The following is a 15,583-nucleotide window of genomic DNA, read 5'->3' on the forward strand; positions in this document are numbered from 1 at the left end:
CGAAAAACGCTCTATAAAAGAGCCGTTTTACTGTCTACTTATTTAATAATGTCAATTAATTGGCCGCTGGCGCAATAATCGCAAAATGAGTTAACTCAATAAGTGGTTGTGGCCATACCCCTAAGGCGATCACAACAATTGCACAAATTAACGCAACAAATGTTGCCATGTTTTGTGATGTTGTTGAAATAGCGGGAGTGTTGTCATTGTCTGGTTTGCGTAAAAAGACAATGGCCGCAGCACGTAGATAGTAAAATAAACCAATCGCACTACCTAACACAACCATACCGGTTAACCACCACAAGCTTGAGCTAATGCCCGCAATGATGACATACAGTTTACCAATGAAACCTAATGTAATTGGTACACCTGCTAGCGATAGCATCATTAATGACATCACCACAGCGACAACAGGACGGCGCCAGAATAATCCGCGGTAATCCTCTAGTGAATCCATTTCGCTTTCACGATAAGGACTTGATGCAACTGCAATAGCACCAAATGCGCCTAGACTTGCAAACAAGTAGCCGGCTAAATAAATTTCAGCGGTTTCTTGCGCTAATACAGGGCTGTATTGCAACACAATTAATGCGACTAGCAGATAGCCAAGGTGCGATACTGAAGAGTAACCCAATAAGCGCTTCACACTTTTTTGCGTTAACGCCATGATGTTACCAAACAAGATAGAGGCAATTGCCATGAAACCTAAGATCATACGTAAAGTTTCACTATCCGCAGCGGGTGCTTCAAGGAATAAACGCATCACAACAGCAAAAATACCAATCTTACTTGCTGTCGCTAAGAACGCGCCTGTTGGTGCTGGTGCACCTTGGTAAACATCGGGTGTCCACAGTTGGAATGGGAATAAAGATAATTTAAATCCAATCCCCACTAACATCATACCTAAACCAGCGAGTACTAATGGTTTATGGATATTGCTATCACTTAAACTTTGTCCCATTGCAGTAAAGGAGAGATCCCCTGCTTCTGCATAAAGAAGAGCCATACCAAACAGTAAGAAAGAAGATGCCGCTGCCGAAAGCAGCATATATTTAATACCCGCTTCCAGAGAAGGACGTTGTTGGAATGCATAACCGATAAGACCAAATAGCGGTAATGTCAGTAATTCAATACCAATAAACATCGATGCGAAATGGTGAGCCGAAGAGAGTAAAATCCCCCCAATGACGGCAATCGCAATCAGCAAGTAAAATTCTTCTTTGTTATCTTGATAGCCTTCTAACCAAGGATAAGCAAAAGCGATAGTTCCAATACCAGAAAGGATCACTAGTGCAGTAAAGAAGCTAGAGTATCCATCAACATGGTAAAGCGTGGTAACGTCCACTACGCCTAATGCATTAACGTAATAGAGTGATCCCAGCGCAATGATGAAACCTGTTGCTGTCAAAGTGGCAATAGTAAAATGATCGCGTCGCCACGCAATGGACAGCATCACAACCACCACCGTCAATCCGACGATCAATAGCGGTAGCATTGCGATCAATTGTTCAGGAGTTATTGTCATGGCGAATTACGGCCTTACTGTTGAAATAGAAGCGGAATACCAAGTCTGGAGATTTTCCATCGCTGATATTGATGTGTCTAACACAGGTTGTGGGAAGAAACCCAAAATAACCAGTAAAACAACCAATGTGATCAGAATAATGAATTCTCTCAGATCTAACCCTTTATAGGTTCTTTCAGCTGTTTTCGGTGAACCATAGTAAGCTTGTTGCATCATCCACAATGCGTAGACAGAAGCAAAAACTAAACCAAAGACCGAAATAATCGTAATCAGCTTAAAGTTGCCATAAGTACCAAACAGGATCATAAACTCACCAACGAAGTTACCTGTTCCTGGCATACCTAAAGAGGCAACCGCAAAGAACAGTGAAAACGCAGGTAAGAAGCGGATACTTTTCCATAATCCCCCCATCTGGTTCATATCACGCGTACCTAAACGCTCATACAGCATGCCACACATGATAAACAGACCAGCGGCTGACAAACCATTGGTGATCATTTGAATAATCGCACCTTGGTAAGCCAATACAGAGCCCGCATAAATCGCAATTACGATAAAGCCCATGTGAGAAATACTACTGTAAGCCGCAAGACGTTTGATATCAGTCTGACGAAATGCCAGTAATGCTGCATAAAATACGGTAATTAAACCTAACCACATCGCCACAGGAGCCAGCAATGCTGACGCTTCTGGGAAGAGCGGTAAGTTAAAACGTAATAAACCGTAAGCCGCTGTTTTTAGCAAAATACCTGACAAGTCGACAGAGCCTGCTGTTGGTGCTTCTGCGTGAGCATCCGCTAACCAGCCATGTACAGGAACAATTGGCATTTTCACTGCAAATGCAGCAAAGAAACCTAACATCAGAATAAATTGCAGTTCAGCACTTAAAACAGTATGTGCTTGTAATAAGGTATCGTAGTTGAACGTCCAACTACCTGTTTCACGGTAGAAAGCCACCGCAAGACCGATAATGGCCAGCAACATTAACAGGCCACTCGCCTGTGTATAGATAAAGAATTTAGTTGCTGCACTAACGTGTTTTTTATCGCTACTTCCTTTGTGTCCCCATAAAGAAATCAGGAAATACATTGGGATCAACATCATTTCCCAGAAGAAGAAGAATAAAAATAGGTCGGTGGCTAAAAATACCCCCATCACACCTGCTAAGATCCACAGCAGGTTAAAATGGAAAGCCCCTTGTGATGGCTGATTTTCATTCCACGATGAAAGTACCGCTAAGATACCTAAAATCGCAGTTAATACCGTCATCAACAATGACATACCATCAAGTGCAAATTGGATATTGATCCCTAAAGCAGGGATCCACGGCACAAAGTAATACTCTGTCCAACGTGGTGCTCCATCAGCACTAAGTAGTTGATAATCGCCTTGCAACCAAAGTTGCACAGAAATAACGAGTGTTAATCCCATCGTCAGCAACGCAACCCAACGAGGGACTTGCGAGCCGATTCGTTCAGCCTGCCAACTTAGCAGGCCACCGATGAAGGGAATAAGTATTAGCCAGGGTAATAACATGGCGCAATGTGTCCCTTAATTAAACCAGAAGCAGCAGAGCGATGACCAGCACTGCACCTAAACCGAGAGAAGCCGCATACCAACGCGCTAATCCATTTTCACTGAAACTTAATCCTTTATTGGTCCCTTTAAGCAGGCAACCGAATAGATTAAAGAATTGGTTAACAGGATCATTTTGGATAAGCCACGCCGCCCCTTTATAAGGTTTGACAAACAGCACCTCATACAATGCATCAAAGCCCCAAGCATGGAACCACCATGTTGAGAAGAAACGCCCTGTACGAGTATTAGCAACCTTAGAAACACATTGACGCTGTTTCAGGTATAACCATGCTGCAATGGCAACGCCTACTATCGCTACCACACCAGAAAGAACTTCTAATACATATTTACCCTCATGCGATGTATTTCCTTCAGGGAATACAGCACCTAACGGTTGAGTAATTAATGCACCGATAAATGTGGATAACAGTGCTAATACCGCTAATGGGAAAGTATGAGTAAATCCTTTAACTTGGTGTGCTTCGGTTTTGGTTTCACCATGGAATACGATGAAAATCAAACGGAAGGTATAAAGTGACGTAAATAACGCGCCAATTAAACCTGCAAGCATTAAGTTAAAATGTCCGTTTGAATACGCACCCCATAAGATTTCATCTTTACTAAAGAACCCTGCGGTTAACAGTGGTAATGCCGCTAATGCGCCTCCCCCAATAAGGAAACAGGCATAAACAAATGGGATCTTCTTACGTAATCCACCCATCTTAAAGATATTCTGTTCATGGTGGCAGGCAATAATCACAGAGCCTGCAGATAAGAACAGTAATGCTTTAAAGAAAGCGTGAGTCATTAAGTGGAAAATTGCCGCATCCCATGCTTGAGCACCTAAAGCCAAGAACATATAACCAATTTGGCTCATCGTTGAATAAGCAAGAATACGTTTGATATCTGTTTGTACTAAAGCGGCAAAGCCCGCTAATACTAATGTAACTGCACCGATAATACCGACTAATTCCAATACTTCTGGTGCCATTAAGAATAGCGCATTGCTACGTGCCACTAAGTACACACCTGCCGTAACCATTGTTGCGGCGTGAATTAACGCAGATACAGGTGTTGGACCTGCCATTGCATCGGCTAACCAAGTTTGTAACGGAAGCTGCGCAGATTTACCCACTGCACCGCCTAATACCATTAACATTGCCCAGTTAATGACACTTGAACCTACGGCTAATTGCTCAGGAGCAAGTACGGCCATTTCACGGAAGCTCAATGTACCTAATTGGTCAAACAGGATAAACATACCGATAGCTAAGAACACATCACCGATACGCGTTACGATAAACGCTTTCATCGCTGCCGCGCCATTGGCAGGATTGCTATAATAGAAACCAATTAACAAGTAACTACATAGACCAACCCCTTCCCATCCCATATACATCAGCATCATATTATCAGCCAGTACTAAGACAACCATACTTGCGATAAATAAGTTGGTATAAGCAAAGAAACGAGAATACCCTTCTTCACCACGCATATACCAAGATGCATACATATGAATAAGGAAACCAACGCCTGTGATAACACCGAGCATTGTTAACGAAAGACCATCAAGAACCAGTGTAAAAGGAATATTGAAATTCCCTGCTGACATCCAGTTCCATAAAGTCAGAACTTGAGTTTCTTGCCCATTGGCAAAGAAATCCATACCAACCCAAAGTGCCACTAAAGCTGATAGCCCAACCGAACCAGTACCAATCCATGCTGATACGTTTTCAGACCAACGACCATGCGAGAAAGCGAGCAATAAAAATCCCAGCAGTGGTAGCAGAATGGTTAAATAGAGTATATTCATCCGCGCATCTCACTGACTGTATCAATATTGATGTTTTGGCGATGTCGATGAAGCTGTAACAACAATGCCAGACCAATACTTGCCTCTGCCGCTGCCAAACTGATTGCCAGAATATACATTATCTGACCGTCTGTTTGACCCCAAAAGCTACCACCGACAACAAATGCCAGCGCAGCCGCATTAATCATAATTTCTAGTCCGATCAACATAAATAACAGGTTGCGGCGAAGTACTAAGCAGGTAAAACCTAACACAAACAGTACCGCAGCCAAGATCAAACCATGTTGAAGAGGTATCATTTTTGCTCCCCTGCATTTTCGTTTTCGACGAGATCGTCATGGCTCTGATCACGACCAATGTGATAAGCGACAATTAATCCTGACAATAAGAGTACAGATGCTAATTCGACAGCCAAAATATACGGCCCAAATAAGCTAATTCCGACCTCTTTCGCGCCAATCACTTCCCCAGTAATTTCGCCGTGAGTCACACTAGTAATTGCGTAAATTAATACGATTAATAGCGTCAGAGATAAAAGCGCAGGCCCAATCCAAAATTTCGGTTGTAGCCATTTTTTCTCTTGATCAACGACGGATTTACCTAAGTTGAGCATCATCACCACGAAAACGAATAACACCATAATGGCGCCAGCGTAAACAATGATTTCTAATGCACCCGCAAAATAGGCACCTAACGAGAAGAAAACTACTGAGAGCGCAATCAATGAAATCACTAAGTACAACAAAGCGTGTACAGGATTGGTATGCGTAATCACTCTCAATGTTGCAAGGATGGCAATCAGCCCCGCGATGTAAAATGCAAATTCCATGAATATCGCTCCTTACGGTAACAGGCTTTTGACATCGATAGGTTTAGCTTCATCATCCGCATCACCTTTGTCTTTGCCGTTAATCGCCATACCTGTTTTACGGTAAAAGTTATATTCAGGATATTTACCAGGTCCAGAAATCAACAGATCGTCTTTTTCATAAACCAGATCCTGACGCTTAAACTCACCCATTTCGAAATCAGGCGTTAATTGCAGTGCCGTTGTTGGACAAGCTTCTTCACATAAACCGCAGAAGATACAACGAGAAAAGTTGATACGGAAAAACTCCGGATACCAACGACCATCTTCATGTTCTGCTTTCTGTAATGAAATACAGCCTACTGGACAGACTGCTGCACACAAGTTACAAGCAACACAGCGCTCTTCACCATCAGGATCACGCGTCAACACAATACGTCCACGATAACGTGGTGCAACATTGACAGGTTCTTCCGGGTACATCTGTGTTTCACGTTTGGCGAAGGCATGCAAGCCAATCATCCAAATGCTTCGTACCTGGGTGCCGAAACCAGTCAATAACTCTTTTAAAGTCATGGTTCAATCACCCCTTATTGAGCGTTGTAAAGTATCACTGCAGCAGTTACCAGCAGATTAATAAGTGTTAACGGTAAGCAAATTTTCCAACCGAAAGACATCACTTGGTCGTAACGCGGGCGCGGTAACGAAGCACGGATAAGGATAAACATCATCATGAAAAATCCTGTTTTCAGTGCAAACCAAATGAATGACGGTAAGAAAGGACCTTGCCAACCACCAAAAAATAACGTCACGATAAGACCCGATACCGCAACGATACCGATATATTCACCAACAAAGAATAAACCAAATTTCATACCAGAATATTCAATGTGGTAACCATCAGCCAGCTCTTGCTCTGCTTCTGGTTGGTCAAATGGGTGACGGTGACAAACAGCAACCCCCGCTATCGCAAACGTAAGAAAACCAAAGAATTGTGGGATAACATTCCACATATTGGCTTGTGAGTTTACGATGTCAGTCAGGTTAAAAGAGCCGGCTTGTGCAACAACACCTAAGATTGAAAGGCCTAAGAACACTTCATAACTGACGGTTTGTGCTGATGCACGCATCGCCCCTAACAGGGAATATTTGTTATTACTTGACCAGCCTGCAAATAACACGGCATATACCGCAATACCAGCAACCATCAAGAAGAACAAAATACCGATGTTTAAGTCAGCGACAACCCATGTTGAACTAACAGGTACAATCGCAAATGACAGCAATAAAGATGAAAACGCAATCACTGGTGCAATGGTAAAGATAAAGCGGTCAGCAAATTTCGGGATCCAGTCCTCTTTAAAGAACATTTTGATCATATCCGCAATTAGCTGTGCTGAACCTGCATAACCGACACGGTTAGGCCCATAACGATTTTGGAATAAACCCAGTAAACGGCGTTCACCCATACTCATAAAAGCACCACAAGTGACCACAACAAGCAAGATCACGACGGCTTTTAAAACGGTGAGTAAAATCTCTGTAACTTCAGGAGATAACCAGCTCATTATGCAATACCCCGCAGTTGACGAACCGATACACCCACCAGCGATGGAGAAATACCTGCCATACCTAACGGCAAGCCAATTTGACCTTGAGTCAGGTGAGCACTGATTTTCACAGGTAAGGTGAATTCACGGCCTTCGTAAGTAAACATCGCTTGCTGACCTTGAGTTAACGCTAATGCTTGTGCATCTGATTCACTCAATGTTAAATAAGCGGCTTCCATACGAGATTGGATAACTTCCGAACGTTGTGATAACTCTTCACTACCAAATAAACGGTAGCAAGGTGCGACAGTCCATTGATTTTTCTGTGCATTAAATGGCGCAGGAATATCAGTGAAGTAGCCCAGTGTATTATCACCACATTCAATTAAGCGCACACCGGGATCGCCAAAACGTAAGCTGCCCCCCACTTCAGCTTGGAATTTATTCCATGCTTGTGGTGAGTTCCAACCCGGCGCCCATGCAAATGGAATTTGCTGACGAGGTGCTGTTGGGCTGTTATTACCTTCCATTGAGAATGCAAATGGGGTGTCGATATCTTTGGGTTGACGCTGTTCATGAACAGACACATTCGCCAACATAGAAGTACGACCACTATAACGATGTGGTTCACGCGCTAATTTCTGCCCACGAATACGGAATGATGCATTCGGCGCAGCATCAACGATGCCAGCAAACTGAGGAAGACTGGTTGCACAATGCGCAATAACATTGTCTAACTGTGTCCAATCCAGCGTTCTTTCATGCCATTGTGAATCAACAGCACTCAACCAACGCCAGCTTTCATGCATCACCACATCTTTGTTATAGAAAGAAGGTTCGAAAACTTGGAAGTAACGTTGTGCTCTACCCTCTTGACTCACCATTGTGCCATCGCTTTCAGCGAATGAAGAAGCTGGGAGAACAAGATGGGCTTTCGCCATAATGTCTGTTTGCTGATGGTCGATAACAATAATGTTATCTACTTTAGCAATCGCATCATCAATCACGTCTGCATCGTAATGGCGATACAAATCGTTTTCCATTACCACAACCGTGTTAGCTTGACCACTACGCATCATTTTTAATGCATCATCAAGTGGCTGTGCATTCATCATGGCAAGACCCATGCTGTTCGCATCATCAGCAACGAAAGAAAGTCCTACTTCATTACCTTTTGCTTTTAATGCAAAAGCAATGTTAGCTGCGGCTTTAATAACGTCTTCGCTACCGGCATGACTACCACTGATAATTAATGGTTTCTTCGCTTGAGAAAGTGCTTGAACAACCATGTCGATATGTTTCTTCAGCGCTTCATCAATGCCATCAACAGCAGGTGCATCACCGTTAATGTTATTAGCAATCGCAAAGCCCAAACGCGCTTGATCAACAACGGGAGCACGATAACTCCATGCAGCAACATCATCGAGGCGAGTTTCATCAACATGAGTAACAAATAGCGGATATTTTGCACGTTGCCCGATATTCATAATCGCAGCAATTTGCCAGTCAGCCACTTTCTGAGCTGCCGCCATTTCACGCGCTTTGCCTTTCACTGCCTGACGTACAGACAATGCCATACGAGCACCTGTTTGTGTTAAATCTTCACCTAACACTAAAACCGCATCGTAATCTTCAATTTCACGTAGAGATGGAGTGTGAACTCCCCCTTTTTGTAAAATATCTAACATTAAAGTCAGTCGTTTTTGCTCTGATGCAGAGATACCGCTATAAAAGTTTTCAGCGCCTACAACTTCACGTAATGCAAAGTTACTCTCAATACTTGCGCGTGGGGAACCGATACCCACGATACGCTGGCTTTTCTTCAGCATATCCGCAGCGGCTTGAGTTGCCTGAACAGCGTTAATTTCTAACCAGTTGCTGCCTAAACGTTTTTTAGGCTGACGAGGTCTGCTTGCTAAATTCACATAACCATAGCCAAAACGACCTCGGTCACAAAGAAAATAGCGGTTTACCGTTCCGTTATAACGGTTTTCGATACGACGTAATTCACCATAGCGTTCACCTGGGCTTGTGTTACAACCCATGCTACAACCTTGGCAAATACTCGGTGCAAACTGCATATCCCACTTACGGTTATAACGCGATGAGTGAGTTTTATCAGTAAATACCCCAGTCGGACAAATTTCAACCAAGTTACCCGAGAATTCGCTCTCTAATGTGCCATCTTCAACGCGTCCAAAGAATACGTTGTTATGCGCACCAAAGACGCCAAGATCAGTACCATCGGCATAGTCTTTGTAGTAACGAACACAGCGGTAACAAGCAATACAACGGTTCATTTCATGAGAAATAAACGGTCCCAGATCTTGGTTTCTATGTGTGCGCTTAGTAAAGCGATAGCGACGCATAGTATGACCCGTCATTACCGTCATATCTTGAAGGTGGCAGTTACCGCCTTCTTCACAAACTGGACAGTCATGAGGATGGTTTGTCATATACCATTCAACAACGCTTTCACGAAATTTTTTCGCTTCTTCGTCATCAATAGAGATAAACGTGCCATCAGTCGCGGGTGTCATACAAGACATCACTAAACGACCGCGGGTATCCTCAGCATTTTGATACTGCTTCACCGCACACTGGCGGCAAGCGCCAACGCTTCCTAGCGCTGGGTGCCAGCAAAAATAAGGAATATCTAAGCCTAAATTAAGACAGGCTTCTAACAGGTTATCAGCCCCGTTAACTTCATATTCTTTGCCGTCTACATGAATCGTAGCCATAGTCAGCATGCTTCCCAAAGGCCTGCACAGCAGGCGTTAAACCTAGAATGTGTCGTGAAAAATTACCAGCGGCTTTTCAGCAAGTTAGGCTGAATGCCTCTGATCAAGTTGGCATTGGTATAATCTTCTTGAATAATGCCAGCCTCAAATTCTTCACGGAAATATTTAATGGCGCTTTGTAAAGGTTCTACTGCACCCGGTGCGTGAGCACAGAATGTGTGTCCCGGACTTAAAGAACGACATAAATGCTCAAGGGTTTCGATATCACCGGGGCGACCTTTACCTTTTTCTATCGCACGTAAGATTTCGACACTCCATGGCAAGCCATCACGACAAGGAGTACACCAGCCACAAGACTCGCGAGCAAAGAACTCTTCTAAGTTACGGGTTAATGAAACCATATTAATTTCATTATCTACCGCCATCGCAAGTGCGGTGCCTAAACGGCTACCTGCTTTCGCAATCGTGCCAAAATCCATTGGAAGATCGAGGTGATCTTCTGTTAAGAAGTCAGTACCTGCTCCACCCGGTTGCCATGCTTTCAGCTTAAGCCCATCACGCATACCACCAGCGTAATCTTCAAGGATCTCACGCGCGGTGGTGCCGAATGGTAATTCCCATAAGCCTGGATATTTCACACGGCCTGAAAATCCCATTAATTTAGTTCCCGCATCAGGGCTTTTACCTTCACTTAAGCCGATATACCAATCTTTGCCATGTTCAATAATCGCAGGCACGTTACACAGTGTTTCAACGTTATTGACACAAGTTGGTTTACCCCATACACCTGATGTTGCAGGGAATGGCGGTTTAGAACGCGGGTTAGCACGACGGCCTTCTAATGAGTTGATTAATGCTGTCTCTTCACCACAGATGTAACGACCTGCACCAGTGTGGACAAACAGTTCAAAATCAATTCCTGAACCAAAGATATTTTTGCCAAGAAAGCCAGCTGCTTTTGCTTCCTCAATGGCATGGCGTAAATTCTTAGCCGCTTCGATATATTCACCACGAAGGAAAATATAACCACGGTAAGCTTTTAGTGCGTGAGCACCGATAATCATTCCTTCAATTAACAGATGTGGAAGTTCTTCCATTAAGAGACGGTCTTTATAAGTACCCGGCTCCATTTCATCTGCGTTACAAAGGATGTAACGGATATTCATGCTTTCATCTTTTGGCATCAGGCTCCATTTCAAGCCTGTTGAGAATCCAGCACCACCACGACCTTTTAGCCCTGCATCTTTAACTTCAGTGGTCACCTCAGTCGGTGACATACCTTTTAATGCTTTCTCTGCCGCTTTATAACCGTTTGTAGCACGGTATTCATCCAGCCACACAGGCTGACGATCATCACGTAAGCGCCACGTTAGCGGGTGCGTTTCTGCGCTACGAATAATCGGTTTTGCTCCTGAAATTGCTGTCATGGATACTGCTCCAGTAACGTTTCAATCTCTTCAGGTTTAACAAAGCTGTGAGTATCGTCATCTACCATCATGGTAGGACCTTTATCACAATTACCTAAACAGCAGGTTGGTAGTAACGTAAAGCGACCATCTGGTGTAGTTTGACCAGGAATGATATTAAGGTGCTTTTCAATTGCTGCCTGAATGCCTTGATAACCTGTAATATGACAAACCACGCTGTCACAAAAACGAATAATGTGACGACCAACGGGTTGACGGAAAATTTGACTATAGAACGTAGCAACGCCTTCAACATCGCTAGCGGGGATCCCAAGAACATCCGCAATCGCATAAATTGCGCCGTCTTCAACCCAACCGCGGTTCTTTTGTACAATTTTCAGTGCTTCAATAGAGGCTGCACGCGGATCTTCGTAATGATGTTTTTCTTGTTCAATTTCAGCACGTTCTTCTTCAGTTAAAACAAACGTTGCTTTCTTTGAATGTGTGACATCAACGATTTCGATCTGCACTGCATCATCTTTTTGGTTTAATTCATTTTGCATGATTAACGATCCACATCCGACATTACAAAATCAATACTTCCCAGATACACAATCAAGTCAGAAACCAGACTACCGCGGATAACCGCTGGGATTTGTTGCAAGTGAGCAAAACTTGGCGTACGAATACGCGTACGGTAACTCATCGTGCTGCCATCACTGGTTAAGTAATAGCTGTTGATCCCTTTAGTGGCTTCAACCATCTGGAATGATTCATTAGCAGGCATAACAGGACCCCATGAAACCTGTAAGAAGTGGTTAATCATGGTTTCAATATGCTGTAATGTACGCTCTTTTGGTGGAGGCGTTGTCAGTGGATGGTCTGCTTTAAATGGCCCTTCTGGCATATTTTTATAGCACTGTTCCAGAATGCGTAAGCTTTGGCGTAATTCTTCTACCTTCAGCATGACACGGTCATAACAGTCGCCATTACTTGCTACTGGGATTTCAAATTCAAAGTTTTCATAACCTGAATATGGACGCCATTTACGGACGTCAAACTCAACGCCTGTTGCACGAAGACCCGCACCTGTTACCCCCCACTCTAATGCTTCTTTAGCATTATATGAGGCAACGCCAATAGTACGACCTTTCAATATACTGTTTTGCAATGCCGCTTTTACGTAAGAATCTAGACGTTTTGGCATCCAATCTAAAAATTCACGTAATAAGCGCTCCCAACCTCGTGGTAAGTCATGAGCAACACCACCGATACGGAACCATGCTGGGTGCATACGGAATCCCGTAATCGCTTCAACAATGTTGTAAACTTTTTGACGGTCAGTAAAAGCAAAGAACACTGGCGTCATTGCACCAACGTCTTGGATAAAAGTACTGATATACAGTAAGTGGCTATTAATACGGAATAGCTCTGACAGCATGACACGAATGACTTTAACGCGTTCAGGCACTTCAATACCGGCAAGTTTTTCCACTGCAAGTACATAAGGCATTTCGTTAACGCATCCGCCGAGGTATTCGATACGGTCTGTGTATGGGATATAGCTATGCCAAGATTGGCGCTCGCCCATTTTTTCAGCGCCACGGTGGTGATAACCCACGTCAGGCACACAGTCAACTATTTCCTCCCCATCAAGCTGAAGAATAATACGGAATGCACCGTGAGAGGATGGATGGTTAGGGCCGAGGTTTAAGAACATAAAGTCCTCATTCTCCGTACCGCGTTTCATCCCCCACTCTTCAGGTTTGAATGTCAGCGATTCCATTTCCAGATCCTGTTTCTGCTTTGTCAGCACATAAGGATCGAACTCTGTTGCACGAGCAGGATAGTCTTTACGCAGTGGATGACCTTCCCAATCAGGAAGCATCATAATACGGCGTAAATTTGGATGCCCATTAAAGACAATCCCAAACATATCCCAGACTTCGCGCTCATACCAATTCGAGTTAGGAAAGAGAGATGTAATAGTCGGAACATTAAGATCATTTTCACTTAATGCGACTTTCAGCATGATATCTTTATTACGATCGATTGATATCAGATGATAGAAAACGGAAAAGTCTGCTGCGGGTAAGCCTTGACGATGCGTACGAAGACGCTCATCAAAACCATGCATATCAAACAGCATGACATAAGGTTTTGGTAAAGATTTGAGATATTGTATTACCTCAATAAGTTGTTCCCGTTTTACCCAAACAACTGGCATGCCAGTACGAGTAGGCTGGAACGTAAACGCATCTGGCCCAAATTTCTGACGCAGTTCATTAACGACCTGATCATCAATATGATCGGTCGTTTCCCACGCTGGCCGAGCGCCTTTTTGCGCTATCTGATCGGTCATTTCTATTCACCACAACGTTGATCAGGGTTACTATGATCGCAACACATTGCTCTGGTTACGTCTTAGGCAAAAGCCTTTAAATTTCGTCAGGAGTTCGCAGGTTTTTCACTGCAATACGTTCACCGTGTTTTCTTTCTCGTTCTGATTGCATATTGGCACGGTAAACGCCTTGGTCGCCGACAACCCATGATAATGGGGCGACGTTCTTTACCAATGGACTCTTGTAATAACATCAATGCTTGCATGTAAGCTTCAGGGCGTGGTGGACATCCAGGAATATACACATCAACGGGAATAAACTTATCCACACCTTGCACTACTGAATAGATGTCGTACATACCACCAGAGTTTGCACATGCCCCCATAGAGATAACCCATTTAGGCTCTAACATCTGATCGTATAAACGTTGAATGACGGGAGCCATCTTAGTAAAACAAGTACCCGCAACAACCATAAAGTCAGCTTGACGAGGTGATGCACGTAATACTTCTGAACCAAAACGAGCCACGTCATGAACAGCTGTAAATGACGTCACCATTTCAACGTAACAACAGGAAAGACCAAAGTTATATGGCCATAAAGAGTTTTTCCGTCCCCAATTCACAACGTCATGCAACGCATGTTCCAGTTTTCCCATATACACGCTGCGATGAACGTGAGCATCTAATGGGTCACTGACAATTTCCTGTGATTGCAGGGGATAACGGTCATTCTCACCGTTCGGATCAATGCGGGTGAGCGTATAATCCATTTCTAATGCCTCGCTTATTACTGCTGCGGATGTTTGCCGCTGGTTAATCGAACATGGCTTTTACTCGCAGTTTCACGGCGAGAGCGAACAGGTGTCCAATCTAATGCACCTATACGAACCAAATAGAATAATCCAGCTAATAAAATAGCGATGAAGACTGATGCTTCAATAAAGCCTAACCAGCCAACTTCACGAACGGAAACAGCCCAGGCATAAAGAAACAGTGCTTCAACATCGAAAATAACGAAAAACATGGCAACTAAATAGAATTTAGCTGACATGCGCAGACGAGCGCTGCCAACAGAATCAAGACCAGATTCATAAGGAACATGTTTTGCCCTTGCCTGTGCGCGTCCGCCTAAATAGCGGGCACCCAACAACATGAGCGAACATAACCCCAATGCGCCTATGAGGAAGACAGCAAATGCCCAATGATGGGCGATAACTTCGGTGGTTGTAGACATACTCATTGCTTACTCATCAAAGGTGGTGTCAATTAACCAACTCTTATCCGGCGGTTTACACCACATTTCTAATTACGAAAAAAAAAGGCGAATTAAACAGACTTGCTAATTAAAGAAATAATAACAGTCTATTTATACCTTTCTTCTTTTTTAGAAAACTTTGCGACAAATCACTCAGTTTTCTATCGCGATTTAACAAATTTAACACTCATTTTTAACACGCAATTACCGGCTAATGCTAAAACGTGTCAGTCAACCGACAAACTTTATGCTAACACGCTTAGTCTAACCGATAATTCGATTTTACTACACCAGTATCTCAGGAAAAACCTGATTCAACACAGGCAAATGTGCCTTATTTTTTTGATCAAACTCACAAAATAGTCGAAAAAATACTTAATCAGTTTAAAATTTATCCAAATTTTAACAAATTAACTTTCTAATATTGTGGCAGAGGTCAAATATCCGTTTAGATTTACTTTTTTATTCTCTTAAAACCTAGACAATCTTTTTATTTGTTAACAAATCCTACAAGTGATTAACCAAGGGGGAAGGTAAACATTTTTTTAACAAGCAATTAAGGT

At 43.3% G+C, this 15,583-nt stretch carries 12 protein-coding genes and 1 pseudogene; all 13 read right to left on the reverse strand.

Going from position 1 to position 15,583, the window contains the following annotated elements:
- Window positions 1-55: 55 nt before the first annotated feature.
- Window positions 56-1,525 carry an NADH-quinone oxidoreductase subunit NuoN gene (gene nuoN / locus BHE89_RS16960; RefSeq protein WP_069367993.1) on the reverse strand — a complete coding sequence of 490 codons (1,470 nt, stop codon included), beginning with the start codon at window positions 1,523-1,525 and terminating at the stop codon, window positions 56-58.
- A 6-nt stretch (window positions 1,526-1,531) separates the two neighbouring features.
- The gene (gene nuoM / locus BHE89_RS16965) at window positions 1,532-3,061 is read right to left on the reverse strand and encodes an NADH-quinone oxidoreductase subunit M (RefSeq protein ID WP_069367992.1); all 1,530 of its coding nucleotides are present in this window, start codon (window positions 3,059-3,061) and stop codon (window positions 1,532-1,534) included.
- 19 nt (window positions 3,062-3,080) lie between these two features.
- Window positions 3,081-4,916 (reverse strand): NADH-quinone oxidoreductase subunit L, encoded by a 1,836-nt coding sequence (nuoL, locus tag BHE89_RS16970; RefSeq protein WP_069367991.1) that lies wholly within the window; start codon window positions 4,914-4,916, stop codon window positions 3,081-3,083.
- The gene (gene nuoK, locus BHE89_RS16975; protein ID WP_023581731.1) at window positions 4,913-5,215 is read right to left on the reverse strand and encodes an NADH-quinone oxidoreductase subunit NuoK; all 303 of its coding nucleotides are present in this window, start codon (window positions 5,213-5,215) and stop codon (window positions 4,913-4,915) included. The genes nuoL and nuoK overlap by 4 nt, the downstream gene beginning before the upstream one ends.
- Window positions 5,212-5,745: an NADH-quinone oxidoreductase subunit J gene (gene nuoJ / locus BHE89_RS16980; RefSeq protein ID WP_069367990.1), complete on the reverse strand. Its 534-nt coding sequence runs from the start codon at window positions 5,743-5,745 to the stop codon at window positions 5,212-5,214. The genes nuoK and nuoJ overlap by 4 nt, the downstream gene beginning before the upstream one ends.
- A gap of 12 nt (window positions 5,746-5,757) precedes the next feature.
- Window positions 5,758-6,300 carry an NADH-quinone oxidoreductase subunit NuoI gene (gene nuoI, locus BHE89_RS16985; protein WP_006533299.1) on the reverse strand — a complete coding sequence of 181 codons (543 nt, stop codon included), beginning with the start codon at window positions 6,298-6,300 and terminating at the stop codon, window positions 5,758-5,760.
- 14 nt (window positions 6,301-6,314) lie between these two features.
- Window positions 6,315-7,292: an NADH-quinone oxidoreductase subunit NuoH gene (gene nuoH / locus BHE89_RS16990; protein ID WP_069367989.1), complete on the reverse strand. Its 978-nt coding sequence runs from the start codon at window positions 7,290-7,292 to the stop codon at window positions 6,315-6,317.
- Window positions 7,292-10,024, reverse strand: a complete 2,733-nt coding sequence (gene nuoG / locus BHE89_RS16995) for an NADH-quinone oxidoreductase subunit NuoG (RefSeq protein ID WP_074454077.1) — start codon at window positions 10,022-10,024, stop codon at window positions 7,292-7,294. The genes nuoH and nuoG overlap by 1 nt, the downstream gene beginning before the upstream one ends.
- A gap of 53 nt (window positions 10,025-10,077) precedes the next feature.
- The gene (gene nuoF / locus BHE89_RS17000; protein ID WP_069367987.1) at window positions 10,078-11,442 is read right to left on the reverse strand and encodes an NADH-quinone oxidoreductase subunit NuoF; all 1,365 of its coding nucleotides are present in this window, start codon (window positions 11,440-11,442) and stop codon (window positions 10,078-10,080) included.
- Entirely contained in the window at window positions 11,439-11,984 is a 546-nt protein-coding gene (nuoE, locus tag BHE89_RS17005) for an NADH-quinone oxidoreductase subunit NuoE (RefSeq protein ID WP_006533305.1), read from the reverse strand. The genes nuoF and nuoE overlap by 4 nt, the downstream gene beginning before the upstream one ends.
- A 2-nt stretch (window positions 11,985-11,986) precedes the next feature.
- Window positions 11,987-13,783, reverse strand: coding sequence for an NADH-quinone oxidoreductase subunit C/D (nuoC, locus tag BHE89_RS17010; RefSeq protein WP_069367986.1), 1,797 nt, complete (start codon window positions 13,781-13,783; stop codon window positions 11,987-11,989).
- Between the two features lie 76 nt (window positions 13,784-13,859).
- A pseudogene (locus tag BHE89_RS17015) lies at window positions 13,860-14,535 on the reverse strand (NuoB/complex I 20 kDa subunit family protein).
- 17 nt (window positions 14,536-14,552) lie between these two features.
- Complete coding sequence (locus tag BHE89_RS17020; protein ID WP_036912633.1) at window positions 14,553-15,005, reverse strand: NADH-quinone oxidoreductase subunit A; 453 nt, start codon at window positions 15,003-15,005, stop codon at window positions 14,553-14,555.
- Window positions 15,006-15,583: the final 578 nt, after the last annotated feature.

The sequence above is a fragment of the Shigella sp. FC1967 genome (genome assembly GCF_001743005.1).
Classification (GTDB): Bacteria; Pseudomonadota; Gammaproteobacteria; order Enterobacterales; family Enterobacteriaceae; genus Proteus.

Coding starts and splice junctions, on each gene's coding strand:
- nuoN (WP_069367993.1), bottom strand. CDS start 1,525: ATGACAATAACTCCTGAACAATTGATCGCAATGCTACCGCTATTGATC.
- nuoM (WP_069367992.1), bottom strand. CDS start 3,061: ATGTTATTACCCTGGCTAATACTTATTCCCTTCATCGGTGGCCTGCTA.
- nuoL (WP_069367991.1), bottom strand. CDS start 4,916: ATGAATATACTCTATTTAACCATTCTGCTACCACTGCTGGGATTTTTA.
- nuoK (WP_023581731.1), bottom strand. CDS start 5,215: ATGATACCTCTTCAACATGGTTTGATCTTGGCTGCGGTACTGTTTGTG.
- nuoJ (WP_069367990.1), bottom strand. CDS start 5,745: ATGGAATTTGCATTTTACATCGCGGGGCTGATTGCCATCCTTGCAACA.
- nuoI (WP_006533299.1), bottom strand. CDS start 6,300: ATGACTTTAAAAGAGTTATTGACTGGTTTCGGCACCCAGGTACGAAGC.
- nuoH (WP_069367989.1), bottom strand. CDS start 7,292: ATGAGCTGGTTATCTCCTGAAGTTACAGAGATTTTACTCACCGTTTTA.
- nuoG (WP_074454077.1), bottom strand. CDS start 10,024: ATGCTGACTATGGCTACGATTCATGTAGACGGCAAAGAATATGAAGTT.
- nuoF (WP_069367987.1), bottom strand. CDS start 11,442: ATGACAGCAATTTCAGGAGCAAAACCGATTATTCGTAGCGCAGAAACG.
- nuoE (WP_006533305.1), bottom strand. CDS start 11,984: ATGCAAAATGAATTAAACCAAAAAGATGATGCAGTGCAGATCGAAATC.
- nuoC (WP_069367986.1), bottom strand. CDS start 13,783: ATGACCGATCAGATAGCGCAAAAAGGCGCTCGGCCAGCGTGGGAAACG.
- BHE89_RS17020 (WP_036912633.1), bottom strand. CDS start 15,005: ATGAGTATGTCTACAACCACCGAAGTTATCGCCCATCATTGGGCATTT.